This window comes from Flagellimonas meridianipacifica (assembly GCF_003001695.1).
GTDB lineage: Bacteria > Bacteroidota > Bacteroidia > Flavobacteriales > Flavobacteriaceae > Flagellimonas > Flagellimonas meridianipacifica.
In genome coordinates, this window is record NZ_PVYX01000001.1 from 409,265 (window position 1) to 423,793 (window position 14,529).

Sequence of the window (14,529 nt, forward strand, 5' to 3'; positions counted from 1 at the left end):
TTAATCTTCAAGGAGCACCTGAACGGTTACCAGGTCGATTTTTGTATTGGACACCTCCAAGATGCGAAATACGAAATTGTCCATCTTGATTTCTGAATCCTGTTCTGGAATTTCAGCAATGCCATTCATGATCAATCCGCCCAAAGTTTCATACTCTTCACTTTCAGGAAGCTCCAATTTGTAGTTCTCATTGATGTAATCCACTTCTAACCGAGCAGAAAATTTATACACATTCTCACTCAATTGTTCTTCATGCAAGTCAGTGGAATCATGCTCATCCTCAATTTCTCCAAAAAGCTCCTCAATTATATCTTCTACAGTCATAATTCCCGAAGTTCCACCATATTCATCCAAAACCACGGCCATACTTTTGCGTTTCTTGGTCAATACATTCAAGATATCCTGTATGAGCATGGTTTCCGGCACAAACTCAACCGGTAGCAATATACTTTTTATGGTCTTGGGCTTTTTGAACAGTTCATAGGAATGGACATAGCCAATTATTTCATCTATGCTTTCTTTGTATACCAAGATTTTGGAATATCCGGTCTCAGTGAAGAGTTTTGTCAAATTCTTTGGGGTTTCTTCCAAATCCACTGCCATAATTTCGGTACGAGGCACCATAACCTCTCGTGCTTTTACGGTGGAAAATTCCAAAGCATTCTGAAAAATCTGAATCTCGGAATCCACCTCATCCTCTTCCTCAACCGATTCCATCTGTTCGGTGATATAATCCCCCAACTCCATTTTGGTGAAAGCCAATTGGACCTCATCGCCATCTGTCTTAAAAAACACTTTTAGAATAAAATCGGAAATCTTGATGACCATCCAAGATAGACTGGAGAACAAAAGATAGAAGAAATATGCCGGTATAGCAAACACCTTCAACAAGGTATTCGAATAAATTTGGAAGAAAACCTTGGGCAAAAATTCGGCAGTGATCAGAATAATAAAGGTGGAGATCACTGTTTGTGTGAGCAGGCTGAAATCCGTAAATAATGCATCCAAAAATTGATTTTGTGTGGGCATCAGGGTTTGAAACCATTCCATAAGCAAATCGCCCATATAAAACCCATAAATAACCAGGGCTATATTGTTCCCTATGAGCATAGTGGCAATAAACTTGGAAGGTTTATGTGTAAGCCATCCAAGTACCTTGGCGAAAAAACCCTCCTGCATCTTCTCCAATTCAATATGGATTTTATTTGCCGAGACAAAAGCAATTTCCATTCCTGAGAAAAATGCCGAAAATAGTAGGGACAAAACAATAATCAATATGGGAGAATCCATATTAGAAAGTTACAGCTATTATTTGTTGTTCTTTTTTCTTTCTTCGAACTTTTTGTAATAATGTCTTCTGAAAAAGAACATAAAAGCGGTTATCACAGCTAAAAAAATAAAAATATAGGCACGATTTCGGTCTGTTTCCCAAAAATTGAATGCCATATAAGTAGATAGAATAGCGATGATAAGATTAATATAGATAGTGTATTTTAAATATTTTTCCATTATTTGTCTTCCTCTTTGATGGTCATAAGCCCATAGGTCTTGTGAGCCTTAAAAAAACTGAAATCTCGATTGAAATCCATGCCCTCTCCGTCCATAATGGTTCCATCTTCAGGATTGGTGTAGGTAAATTTCTCTTCGGTGAACACCCAATTGTTCTTACGGTCAAAATACATCTGGGGCGCTTCCAGTTTCTTCCCGTCATGGGTTTCAATAACAACGTTCCCCTGTAAATCAATCAAATTGGTTTGCGTGTACACAATGCCATAGTCTGCTATAACAACACTTTTTTGACCCTTTTCATCAAAAAAATCGACCTGTAAACCTTCTGGGAATGTTTTGTATTTAAAGAACTGGTTGTCATAGTCTTCTGATATGGGGCTCTTAAGTATAGCAATGACCCTAGAGTCGGATTGATCCTCTGTACTGACCTCTTCTTGTGTACCCGAATAGATAAGCGTAAAATTTTGGGCCACGCCTTGGGGAAATACAGGTTTTATTGCCTCTTCACCTATGCGCTCATAGTCATCACCACAGGATATAAAAAGGATTGCCACGGCTAACACCGTGGCAAAACTCTTAAAAATATTTTTAGGACTAGGTCTCACCTTATAGGTTAGGAACTTTTACGCTTCCTCCAACCCAACAACTGAATGTTACGGTTTTACCTGCCATACCTGAGTTGAATATCATCTCTTTGGTTGGGGCTTTTGCTGCATAACTAGCTGCAGATTTGTTTGCTCTTCCACTTAGGGATGGGTCAACTCTTCCTGCTTTTCTAGCCATATCTGCTGCTTTCCAGTAGATTGCTCTTTTTTCGAATGGCGTAGTACCACAAGCATTTGCACTACTAGCATACAAGTTAGCAATCAATAAATATGCCTTACCGTTGGATGCATTTGCATTGATAGCTTTTTGAGCGTAACTACGTGCCTGCGACTTACTACTTCTTCGCACAGTTGTAGCAATCTTGTATAGAATATTGGATTTTCTATACGGATCTGTCTCCAATTCTACCGCTTTGTTAAAGTCTGCAATAGCTCCTTTGTTGTCTCCTGCTTTTTGTTTCAACGTACCGCCATATAGATAGGCATCCGCTGAAGGGTCTAAGGCAATTTGTGCCTCAAATAACTTTTGAAACATAGGATCGTCAGTACATTCTTTGGAGAACATTCTACCCACAGCTCTTTTAACCCAATTTACGTCCGTTTTCTTAGCTTCGAAGCTCTTTTCGTATAATGGAATTAAATTTCCACAATCTGCCAAAGCACCTAATTTGGAGTCTATACTTGTAGCAATCTTACCATAGGATTCTGAATTTGTTGTATAAGCTTTCAAACGTCTTTTCTCTTTAGAGGTCAAAGCAGTTCCGGCATCTTCTTTGGCTAAAAGCTTTTGAAGAGAAGCGGTCAATTTTTTGTTTTCTTCTTCAACCTTTTCCGTTACGTCATCATACACATCAAAAACTTCTTGTAGCTCTTTTTTACCCTCACCATGTAAATCTACAAGGCTTGAAAAATACAAATAGAGCGCTCTAGGATTTTTGAAATTTGTTCGGTCATCGGTAAAAGCAGTACCCAATTCAGCATAAATCTCATCATTGGATATCATCTTGTGTTCATATCGCAACAAAACTTTATCTATAATTACCTCAGCCTTAGAATACTTACTAGGAAAATACTTCAAGCTGTTATCAAAAAGCTCCAAACAATCTTGAATAAAGCCATCTTTATCGGCTCCCGACGTATTTTTTATCTTGTGTTTAAGGATTCTTTCCCCATAGGAAAAATTAGCCTTGTTAATATCTGGGCAGCTTTCATAAACCATTTTCCATGGTTCATATGCTGCATCATAATTTTTGACCTTAGCGTGCTCTGCGTAAATGGAAAGATTGGTCATGCACTCAGGATTTTGCGCTTGAGCCATACTTAAACCCATCGCCATGAGACCCGCAAACATCGTTAAGTAGTGTTTCTTCTTCATCTTACTAATTTTAAAGCGGTTAATGTACTAATTTTTTTTATTAATCTATCCTTCTTTTCTGGAACCATCGTGCATTTAACGAAAGTCCTATGCTGATATTAAGGTAATTTTCCTCTATCAAATTTGCTACCGTAGTCCCTCTCCTACCTAACTCAAAACCTAGGTTTACATTGGAAAAAGAATTAGGTAACGGAAAACCAAAGCCAAAATTTATGCCAAAGTCATTTATTTCGCTTCCATTGACTACCAAACCAGTTACATCATATTTAATTCCTGCTCTATAATTGATACGCTTAAAATAGCTTGAAAGCGATTTGTAATCAGGAATAAAATAACCTCCAAAGGCCATTGTGCTGGCATCTTGATAGGTTACATTGTCCAGTCCTAAAAAGTCGTTGCTAAAACTACTGAATTCCTGAAAACTGTATTCTCCACCCAAAAACCACTTTTTATCCTGACCAAATCCAAGACCAAAGGTAAATCGAGTTGGAATCTTGAGTTCTGTGTTTCTAAGGTTGACAGCGTCTAAATCTACATCGATCACCTCAATTTCTTGACCATTTACTAAGGAGAAAGAACCCAAAGTTTCCGAATTCTGTGAAGTAAGGTTGGCCTGAGTATTAACCAATACAGAAGTGTACAAAGTATATTTGTCCTTTATACGGGGTGTATAGTTTAGAGCATAGTTGATATCAAATCCGTTTATTCTGGATTCACGACGGTCCAGCGTTCCAAATTGAACGCCCTCCACACTTTGTATCCTTTGATACTCCAAAGTTCCAAAGTTAAAGTTTACCGTTGCACCCAAGCTCACATTTTTGATAACCTCTCCCCCAAGAGAAAAGTACACCCTGTTCAATCCTCCTTCTCCCGCAAAAACATTGGTTACCTCTTCTCCGTTGGCATTCGTGCCAACATCTTCCAAATTATAACCCACTGAAGTAAAAGGCATAAGTCCAAAACCAATTCCCATTTTAGAGGATAAGGGAAGACCTATTGACAAATACTCTAAATTGGTTATTGAGGTATTCTGCTCTTGAGTGAAATCTTCCAATCTAATTTCAGAATGGGATACCGCCGCAGTGTATGTCGTTAACTTAAGTTTAGAATAAGCGGCTGGATTTTGAAGATTAATATGTATGCTATCTCCATACATACTAATACCTCCCATCATGCGATTATCTATCGAACTGTTGTTTCTAAGTTCTCCTATTCCAAAGGATGAATAAGGTGATATGGTTCCGTTTTGTGCAAAAAGGCCATGGGCGGCCACGCATATAGATGCAATCAAAAATTTCTTTACCATCTAGCTTTTGTTGTATTCCAGCAAGCAATTAAGCCCCTCCACGAGAAATTTAGAGTTCGCAAATATGGAATTTTTTAGTCGTTTGACAAAAAATTGCGAGTCGCCACCTGTTAAAATAACTGTTAAATCTTGAAAACGAGCATGGTACTGGTCAATTGTTCCATCCAGTTCATTTATCAGACCGTTTATCACTCCGCTGTGCATACAACTCTCAGTGGAATTTCCTATAAAATCCAAAAGATCTTCTGGAGCCAACAAAGGGAGCTTTTCTGTTTGTGCATGCATCGCTTTGTATCGCATATGTAGTCCTGGTGAAATGGCACCTCCGATATACTCACCTGAATCATTAATCATATCATAGGTAATGCAAGTTCCCATATCAATTACCAGGGCATTCTTCCTGGCGTATTGGTAAAAAGCGGCAGTGGCCAATGCAATCCGATCCATGCCTAAAGTATTTGGAGTGGCGTAACTGTTTTTAAAAGGTACTTTGGATGTATGGGAAAGCACATGAACCTTGCAAAAAAGGGCCAAAATTTCCTTTTCCTTGTTCTCCAACTGCCCCACGGTGGATATAATAGCATGCTCCACCTTGGGAAAGCTTTCAAAAACATCTTTAATCTTGGATAAGAACAGATTGGACTCTGAGGTCTCAAAATGCAAAAGCTTACGATTCTCGAAAACCGCATACTTAGTAAGACTGTTTCCTATGTCGACAACAAGATTCATACGACAAAACTAAAAAACCGTTTCCTTTTTTCGTGTTTTTGTTTGTATATCCTAATTTTGAAATTATATTTGCACCCGCCTTTACAAAAGGTATGGAAGGTACCTTAGCTCAGTTGGTAGAGCAACGGACTGAAAATCCGTGTGTCCCTGGTTCGATTCCTGGAGGTACCACAAAAGACCCTCGCAAACACTTGTTTTGCGGGGGTTTTTTGATTAGAGCTCTCAAATGTGGTCTAAAACATCTGGGGTTATCAGCAAAATAAGTGCTTCCGAGACTTTGTCCCTCATACCATATCTCCATTTCAGCTGAAAAACTGATTCAAAATTTCCAAAAGTTTTTATACAATAGCACCCCTTACCATAGACGCTCTTTAAGGTTAAAATTGTTTACAGAAACGTAAAGCTTGCTCACTTCCTGAATTTTGCTTTCTTCCCTTAACTTAGTGGTCCATCAATGATTCCAATTTGAAAAGAAAAAAAAGGACCTTACTATACCTACATGATTTGGAACCCAAATCTGTTTCCAAGATATTCTCCCTAATTCACGATTTCATAGAGAACGGGAAGATTTCGAAACAGGCATTGGATTCGTTTTTGGATGAACATATCCTTTCCCTTGAGGAAAAATACCATTTCATGTACTATTTAGTGAAGTACATCGACCCGGACTTCAAAAGCAATCCAATAGTAATGGAGTACAATCATTTCAATCAAATTAGTGAAATTACAGAAGCCTATGATGATTGGTACAGAACAACTCTTGAAAACTCCCGAAAACTGATTTCAACGCTTTCTATAGGGGATCTCAAGACTTACTCAAAGGCTCTCATAAAGCACAAAAAGAATGAAAACCGCTTTGAGAACAAGATTCAAGCTTTGATTCCAGAATCACCATATACCGATGGTGAAGCAAGAGAGCAGGTGGGTTTTTTTAAGTTGCCCCTCCTTTTGCGGACCAAAGAATTGAAAGCCTTTAAAGACCATTTTCACTCCCTTTTTAAGCAACATTATTCTACTGATGAAATTGATGCAATGTTCGTTAACTCTTTCAAGTTAAACGTTGAGCCCCGGCCAAACGAATATCTTAATTTGAAGGTTTCGGATTCTAAATGGCTTTCAGCCCAGTTCCATAAACTTTATAAGTATTATAATTCCGAAATCAAGAACCATAACGAGTTTGTGACAAAGAAACGAAATGAGCAAGTAGATAAGATACCGTCGAACAGAAGAAAGTACGCCGTCAACATTCCATCAGCCAAGGTCTTGAAGATGGGTTCCAGGAATGACTTCGCAAAGCTTATGTTCTGTAATTTCAAGGAAATTAGGGAAGCTTATTATAAAAAGAAACTTAAACTAGGCCAATATCCGTTATCAAAATACCTTCTCAATATGGGCAAAAACATATGTGAGCGTAAATAACCGTTTATCTTAATTACACTTTTACGCTATTAAAGATTCTCTCTTCTATTTAGCCCATATTCGCTGGAAAGCTTTAAAACTAGCGATATGGACAAACTTAATTATCACCTTCAACAACTGGCGAACGAACTGGGTGAACATCTCAAAAGCCAAATCAAAAAGTGTCTTTCGGAAGAAATAGGGGAACTAAGTCTTCAAGACAGTGACAAAACCAAATTACTGACCTCGGAAGAGGTCTGTGAAAAGCTTGGGTTTTCTAAATCACATCTTTACAACCTAAGGAAGAGGCATAAAGACTTTCCTGTGTACAGATTGGACAAGTGCATCCGATTTAGGATAGATGAGATTGAACAGTTTATCAAAAACCTAAATCAAGGTAAATAATGGCTTTTGAGTACTTTGATCCGAGTTTCAAATTTTGGGGATTGAAAAGACGTAGGCCGGAGGTGAACTACTACAACTTCATAAAATTCCTTGGTCACCTCAACATCATCAAAATAAGATTGAACGATAGGAACCACTTGGCAGTTGTCAAGGGCAATATTGTCGAGACAATAACGATTGAGCAGTTGTCAAAATTGGTGTTGGACAAGATTCTTAATCGACTTCCCGAATCGTACGATTTCAAGGAAAGACAAATGGCAGCCAACGTCATAGTGGAAAAATCACAAAAGCTGTACCATTCAAATACCTTAAACTATCTTGAATGTAAAGAGCTTCCCATTCGCAGGGATAGCAAAAATTCCTGCGCCATCAACTTCAGTAATGGTATCCTCCACATATTTGCCAAAGAAGTCGAATTTGAAAAACATAGGGATGTTAAGTCATTGATATTGAAATCCAGCATTGTTGACCATGAGTTCAGCATAGAAAAAGAGAGAGGTGATTTTCGTTCGTTTGTATGGAAAGTCTCGGGAAGAACCTTGAATCGCTACAAAGCCCTGGTTTGCACTCTTGGTTATCTAGCACATCGCTATAAGGACCCAGCAAATCCCAAGATTGTCATTTTGGTGGATGAAATTGCCGATGAGCACAATATTGCCAATGGCGGTCGTGGAAAATCCCTGTTGCTACGTTGTCTAAAGTATATAAGAAACTGTGAGGAGATTGCCGGAAAGACATTTCAAAGTTCGGCCCGGTTCGCCTACCAGCGGGTAACAATAGCCACCAATAACATCCTAATCAACGATGTCACGAAATATGAGTCTTTGGACAATTTTTACAATGTGAGCTCAGATGACTTTGTAATTGAGCGGAAATTTGAAAAAGAGGAGGTCATACCCTACAAATACTCCCCAAAGATTGCCATAACCGCCAACAACCTGCTCAAACAGACCGAAGGGTTTAGTTCTGAACGGCGCAAGCATGAAATTGAAATAAGCGGTTATTATGGAAAGCACCTTAACCCAAAAACCGATTTTGGAAGGACGCTGTTCGATGAATGGGACACGGAGGAATGGAACCGATTTTACAATTTCATTGCTTGGTCGGTTTCGTACTATTTAAAATTCGGTCTGGTAGAAGCTCCAAAAATCAACATCAACCAACGCAAGCTACTGAACCAAGTGGGACCAGAGCTTACCGAATACCTCGACGAACTTCTTAGGCTAGGAAAGACCAAACTCCATAAAAAGGACACTTACAACGAGTTTATAAAAGGAGGTTACCTCAATAGAAGGTACATCCCCAACCAAGGTTCTTTTACAAGAAAAATCAAAAAATACTTTGAATACCGTGAACTCAATTATCGTGAAGTACCCTCGGATACTAGGCAGTACTTTGAAGTATTGACCCAAGGGGGAGCTACCGATTCAGAACCGACATCGATAAAGGACATAGAGGTCGACTACCAACTGGTCAAAACAAAGGCAAAGATGTCGTCAATCCTAAAAATAATAAAGGAATGAAAAAAATCATCTGTATCGATTGTGAGACGGACGGATTGGATGTAAACACCTGTAATCTGGCAGGAGTGGCAATTTCGATTGAGAAAAACCAGGGATGGTATGTTCCGTTGGAGAAAAAAAACAAGGTAGGCTCCGACGCCATTTCATTTCTTAAGGACCTATTGGGCAATCCACAATTAATCGTTGTGGGCCATAACCTAAAATTTGACCTACAGGTTTTAAAAAACCACGGAATCCAAGTCAATGGTGAAATCCATGATACCATGGTTATGGACTATGTACTGTCCCCACAACGCAAAAAACATGGGCTCAAACTCCTTTCGAAAATCCATTTGAACTATGACCAATTATCTTTTGACAAGATGATGGGAAACCATGGTTCAATATGGGAAGTCCCAATTAAAACCCTTACTAAATATGCCTGTGAGGACACAGACCAGACTTTACAGATTTTTCATCATCTAAACCCAAGAATCCAAGAATCCGGGGTCGGTAATATTTACGACCTCGACAGAAAGTTGGTAGCTGTGTTGGCAAGAATGGAATCCAATGGTGTTGCCATTGACCAAAAACTGCTTAAAAGTATTGCCAAAAAACTTCAAGATGATTCATTGGTCCTCGAAGAATCTATCATTGGTGACCTTATACCCGAAATAAACCTCAACTCTACCAAGGACATCAATTGGTTGCTTTTTGAACACTATGCTATCCCTCCTATTGGAAAAAAAACCAAACAGGGCAACTACTCTGTGTCAAAAAAAGTGCTTTCCAAACTCTCGGCCGACCACCTTATTGTCAAAGAACTTCTGGAACTCAGGGCAACAAAAAAGGTCCTGAGCACCTTTATTCCCGCACTTTCAAATTTAAATCCGCTGACCAACAAACTGCACTGTTCAATCAACCAAACTGTGACCGAAACAGGAAGGCTGAGCTGCTCCAAGCCAAATCTCCAGAACATCCCGAGCAGGACTATCGGAAAAATGCTGCGCCAATGCTTTGTGCCCTCCTCAAAGGACCATGTTCTTATCGGTGCCGATTACAGTAACATAGAACTGAGGGTCATGGCGGTTCTCAGCCAGGACAAAAACTTGTTGAACGCATATAAGAACGGAATCGATGTCCACAGATTAACCGCGTGCAAGTTGCTCGGGATAAAAAATATTGAAGATGTGGACGATATGCAACGAGACGTTGCCAAATCATTGAATTTTGGATTGATCTATGGCATGGGAGCACATGGACTGGCTGAGACCTTGTCCAATGTCACCAAAAAGCAACATACCCCGCAGCAGGCGCAAGAGATAATCGACAGCTACTTCGCCAATTACACCGATGTTGCAAAATGCAAGGAAAACTTGATATACCAGGCAACGGTTAAAGGTTATACCGAAACCCTGTTTGGCAGAAAAAGACCCATCCCCGACATCAACAGCAATGATTCAATTAAGCGCCAAATGTCCAAAAGATTGGCCATGAACACACCCATACAAGGTACAGCAGCAGATATCATGCGTATGGCAATGGTAAATATTGACCAGCAGCTTACAAAACAGAAATTAAAGAGCAAAATGATACTGACCGTTCACGATGAACTGCTTTTCGATGTTCCGAAACATGAAATTACAATCATGGAGGAATTGGTGCGGCATGAAATGGAAAACGCCGCCCAAATCGGTATTGCCCTTGAGGTAGATTTAAAGACTGGAAATAACTGGGCTGAGGTACACTGAATTATTTGCTTAAAACAACAATAAGATGAACCAAATTGATTTTATCCACCTAAAAAGTAAAACGGAAAGTGTTGATTTCAGTAAGTTGACACCCCATCCCACAATCAAGAACCGTTATCACCTAAAGCGCAAAGCTTTGGACGATTGGCAACTTAACCTGTTTGAAAAAAACCTCGATATCTGGACACATAATGAGAATGTGGACTTAAAGACCAGCCTCCCATATCTTTTTTGCGGACATAACTATGTGATGTTCACACAACAAAATATCTTCACCGCTCTTGATATTCTAAGCGACTTCTTGAACATAGATCTTTTCCACTCATCGGTTGAAGAATTGGAGTATGCATTTATTACAGAGAGTCTCGATTTTGAACACTTAACCGGGTCGATATTGACAGCAGTCGGTTACCAAACAATATTGCAAAAGAAGAATCTGCTGGTATTAAGAGGTATAGATGATGCCATAAAGTTTTACGACCCATGCGTGAACTTGAAAAAGAAACTCTCCAAAAAGCAGTACGATAGGATTGAGTTTAATCATGGGAGGTTGAAAACGGAAATCAAATACTTAAACCCAAAAAAATCATTGAAACGTGACTTAGTCGCAGGAGACCTCTGCTCCAATCTTTTCATGAATTACCTTAACAAGGATTTCATGAACAGGCTTGGTTCCATACTGCTCCATAGCGCCCATAACTTCCCTAAAAAGCCCTCCATTATCCAGTTAACCTATGGAAATCTCCTAAAGCTGTGCGACCAGCATGGATTGGACCCTGCACAGATCCTTACGGATTCGATCAACGGTTCCGACCTTTCCCATTCACAGAAATCTCAAAGACGGAAAGCGGTCAAGAGATTGGTTCAAACGTATGGGAAAAGCTATTGCCAACAAATATCGTTGGACAAGGTATTGACCTATTCCAATTACTAAGGGTCGTCCGGAGACCATATTTGGGACCTTCCCCTAATCGTAAAATCTAAAAAAATGGCAACAATCAATTTTCAACTGACCCAGACCCAGACCAACCGTAGAAAAAAGAATCCAATCCATATGATAATGATAAGGTACTCGCACCAAGGCAGGTCAAGACTGTTTTACAGTAAAAAATCGATAGATATTCGATATTGGGACAAGGGAAAGCAGATGGTAAAGCGAAGCTATCCAGGACACAGTACGCTCAACATTTACCTCAGGAAATTCAAGCAAAAAATTGAGGACATTGTCAACCGTGCGTTGATAGAAGACATCAATCCTACTGTAGATCTGGTCAAGTCAACATTTCGAAGGAATGCGCCGAGCGTTGGCAAAACCCAATTGTTGTTTTGGCAGTTCATAGACCAACATATGGAAAACAGCAAGGTCCGTCTGAATCCTCATACGATAAGGTCTTATAACAATTGCCTTAACAACCTCAAGGCTTATGAGCGGTTTTGTAAAAAGACGATTTGCTGGGAAAACATCGACATGCAGTTCTACCATGAATTTATGGATTTTTACCTCAATTACAAGCAATTAACTGTGAATGGGTTTGGGAAAGTGATAAAGGTTCTTAAATCATTCCTCAATGAGGCAACAGAACAGGGCCACAACAAAAACCGCACCTACAAATCCAAGAGTTTCCGTGTCCTCAGGGAAGAGGTGGACAATATCTATCTAAACGAAGGTGAACTTAATATTCTATTTAATTTGGACCTTTCGGGCGATTCTAAACTTGAAAAAGTACGAGACCTTTTCTTAATAGGGTGTTTTACCGGATTGAGGTTCAGTGACCTCTCAACATTATCATCGGACAAAATAGTTGGTAATATCATAAGACTGAGGACTCAAAAAACAAGTGAAGAAGTGTGCTTACCATTATTACCAATCCCTCAAAAAATAATCGCGAAATATAATGGGTCTTTGCCCAAAGCGTATACCAACCAAAAAATGAACCAATATTTGAAACAGATTGGGAAAGAAGCAGGTCTAGATGAAAGAATAGTAAAATATCATACATCGGGTGAAGGAAGGATAGAGACCAAATATGCCAAACATGAACTGATTTGTACACATACGGCAAGGAGGTCGTTCGCTACTAACATGCACCTTAGAGGGATTAGTACATTGGTCATTATGAAACTGACCGGGCATAAGACCGAGCAGTCGTTTATGAACTACATTAAGATAAGCAAGGAGGAAAACGTCAAATTATTCCTCAAACAATTCAACCATGGTTAGCAATTATACCTGTTTCTTGACTAGATAATTATTTTCAGAATTTTATAATTTCCTTTATTCGAAACGATTCTAATAAAGCAAACTTTTGCACTCACATTTGATACAAAAGGTAGAAGAAATTCGAACTATTGTTCGCCTTTAACCTCGCATGCTTGAGATTAGGTTTTTTTATATAGGCAAGCGAAAAAACGAACATAGCTCCCAATATAAACGAAATTGCATCAGATATAAGGTTTATTGCTATGTCTTTAATTGATTCCACTTTTCAAATATAAAGGACGAAGGCTTAATCTAAATTCAATAATTTGAAATATTTTTCCTGTCTTACTTTTTTTGAAGTAAAAAATGAATACAGAGATAGGAATTATCTCTACAATTTATACTTTAGTATATCCCCTAATTCTACCTTTTTTATTATCTAAAGCTAAGGTTCAACTTTTCATTTAATTTTTTAAAATATGGCGAAACTACAACTAAGTATTTATCAATTTGTTCTAAAAGAAAGGGGAAAACGTGCTGGCGAAGAATACCAGCAACTTGGAGTATTTTATAGAGAAAACTTTGTGAGGGATGAGGACGATCTTCAAACGGTAACAAGAGATAAGATTTATTTGAATTTCATAGAGGATTTTATTAATTTATTTGACAATGAATTTAGGTTGAATCCTAATGAAACAAAGGGTATAGGTATTCATAAAATACATCCATATCCTTCTAGCTATATAATTGATGGAATAATAAAAGGTGGTCCTACAGGTATTGAACAGGAAATCTTTAATGTAGATGACATGGTCAATCCGGAGGGGTTGATAGAAGAGGATAAACTTACCACACTTCCATACTATTTCAAATTGTGGGCTCCCTATGATAGTCAAACAGGTATTTTGATGATTCAGAGTTATACGGATTATGGAGTAAACAACTTAATTATAGGTCATATTCGTGAAGTATTTAGAAAATATAACACTACTATGGTATATGAACGTTTTATCCCTACCGAAATTAAAGAGCAATATATTGCGGATAGCTCTGTTTACAAAATCGCTTTTCTTAAAAATACTCTGTCAAGATCGGCACGGGAAAGACTAAATCCTGCCTTTACTGATAGCGAAGGGCTGGAAGTGAGAATTGAAATAAAAGGATTCAATAATGATCCTGATAATTTTTTACATAGTCTTTTTACTCCAGAGCACATAATTGGATCAAATCTTTCGGATTTGGAAATGAATAATAACGACGACTACAAAACTATTATATATTACAAGGATGACCAAAATCATAAAGCTCATGCTTCTGCAGAAAAACATGTTGAAATCACCCCCACAATTTATCTTCCTGAAAGCTTGAAGGAAACAAGCAAAGATTACATTGATTATGAAAAAGGTAGGGTATATACTAACGGAATGTTAGATAAAATTAAAACTGAAATAAATTACACCCCTTCTGAATGATCAATATTAGACGACATATTGGAAAAGTATTCAGTTGGCAAAAACTATCCATATGGGAAATAAAAAGAGATGCTGTTAGCTCTCTTTACAAAAACGAAAATGGAGATAGTTCTAAAAAATGGGTTGCAAATTTTTACTATAATATAATTCCGTTTGTCGTATCCCTAATATTGGTAGTCTTTGGTGTTTTTTTGACTAGTGATGTCTCAAATTACTTAATCACGGGGGTGAGCATTTTCGCAGGCCTTTTTTTCAATCTCCTACTAATTATTGCGGA

General features: G+C 38.4%; 13 protein-coding genes and 1 tRNA gene. 8 read left to right on the forward strand and 6 right to left on the reverse strand.

What is annotated here, in order from left to right; all coding sequences use genetic code 11:
- From CLV81_RS01750 to CLV81_RS01775, 6 genes are read right to left on the reverse strand one after another with little or no spacing between them, the layout of a single operon-like run.
- Entirely contained in the window at positions 1–1,290 is a 1,290-nt protein-coding gene (locus CLV81_RS01750; RefSeq protein WP_106143346.1) for a hemolysin family protein, read from the reverse strand.
- Between the two features lie 18 nt (positions 1,291–1,308).
- The gene (locus CLV81_RS01755) at positions 1,309–1,509 is read right to left on the reverse strand and encodes a hypothetical protein (RefSeq protein ID WP_106143347.1); all 201 of its coding nucleotides are present in this window, start codon (positions 1,507–1,509) and stop codon (positions 1,309–1,311) included.
- On the reverse strand, positions 1,509–2,114 hold the full coding sequence (gene lptC, locus CLV81_RS01760) for an LPS export ABC transporter periplasmic protein LptC (RefSeq protein WP_106143348.1): 606 nt from the start codon (positions 2,112–2,114) through the stop codon (positions 1,509–1,511). The genes CLV81_RS01755 and lptC overlap by 1 nt, the downstream gene beginning before the upstream one ends.
- Position 2,115: 1 nt before the next feature.
- On the reverse strand, positions 2,116–3,489 hold the full coding sequence (locus tag CLV81_RS01765) for a hypothetical protein (protein WP_106143349.1): 1,374 nt from the start codon (positions 3,487–3,489) through the stop codon (positions 2,116–2,118).
- 40 nt (positions 3,490–3,529) lie between these two features.
- Positions 3,530–4,795 (reverse strand): BamG family beta-barrel-assembly machinery protein, encoded by a 1,266-nt coding sequence (locus CLV81_RS01770; protein WP_106143350.1) that lies wholly within the window; start codon positions 4,793–4,795, stop codon positions 3,530–3,532.
- Positions 4,796–5,524: a type III pantothenate kinase gene (locus tag CLV81_RS01775; RefSeq protein ID WP_106143351.1), complete on the reverse strand. Its 729-nt coding sequence runs from the start codon at positions 5,522–5,524 to the stop codon at positions 4,796–4,798.
- 98 nt (positions 5,525–5,622) lie between these two features.
- On the opposite strand from CLV81_RS01775, the gene CLV81_RS01780 reads away from it, so the two are divergent.
- The 8 genes from CLV81_RS01780 to CLV81_RS01815 all read left to right on the forward strand — a co-directional run bounded on the left by CLV81_RS01780 (position 5,623) and on the right by CLV81_RS01815 (position 14,252).
- Positions 5,623–5,695: transfer RNA gene (locus CLV81_RS01780), tRNA-Phe, on the forward strand.
- 294 nt (positions 5,696–5,989) lie between these two features.
- Positions 5,990–6,943 carry a hypothetical protein gene (locus CLV81_RS01785; RefSeq protein WP_106143352.1) on the forward strand — a complete coding sequence of 318 codons (954 nt, stop codon included), beginning with the start codon at positions 5,990–5,992 and terminating at the stop codon, positions 6,941–6,943.
- 87 nt (positions 6,944–7,030) lie between these two features.
- Positions 7,031–7,327, forward strand: a complete 297-nt coding sequence (locus CLV81_RS01790; protein WP_106143353.1) for a helix-turn-helix transcriptional regulator — start codon at positions 7,031–7,033, stop codon at positions 7,325–7,327.
- A gap of 41 nt (positions 7,328–7,368) precedes the next feature.
- Complete coding sequence (locus CLV81_RS01795) at positions 7,369–8,850, forward strand: hypothetical protein (protein WP_146129806.1); 1,482 nt, start codon at positions 7,369–7,371, stop codon at positions 8,848–8,850.
- Positions 8,847–10,580, forward strand: coding sequence for a DNA polymerase (locus CLV81_RS01800; RefSeq protein WP_106143355.1), 1,734 nt, complete (start codon positions 8,847–8,849; stop codon positions 10,578–10,580). Before CLV81_RS01795 ends, CLV81_RS01800 begins: the two co-directional genes overlap by 4 nt.
- Positions 10,581–10,605: 25 nt before the next feature.
- The gene (locus CLV81_RS01805; protein WP_106143356.1) at positions 10,606–11,514 is read left to right on the forward strand and encodes a hypothetical protein; all 909 of its coding nucleotides are present in this window, start codon (positions 10,606–10,608) and stop codon (positions 11,512–11,514) included.
- Between the two features lie 54 nt (positions 11,515–11,568).
- Positions 11,569–12,801 carry a site-specific integrase gene (locus CLV81_RS01810; RefSeq protein ID WP_106143357.1) on the forward strand — a complete coding sequence of 411 codons (1,233 nt, stop codon included), beginning with the start codon at positions 11,569–11,571 and terminating at the stop codon, positions 12,799–12,801.
- A gap of 458 nt (positions 12,802–13,259) precedes the next feature.
- Positions 13,260–14,252: a hypothetical protein gene (locus CLV81_RS01815; protein WP_106143358.1), complete on the forward strand. Its 993-nt coding sequence runs from the start codon at positions 13,260–13,262 to the stop codon at positions 14,250–14,252.
- The last annotated feature ends 277 nt before the right edge of the window (positions 14,253–14,529 follow it).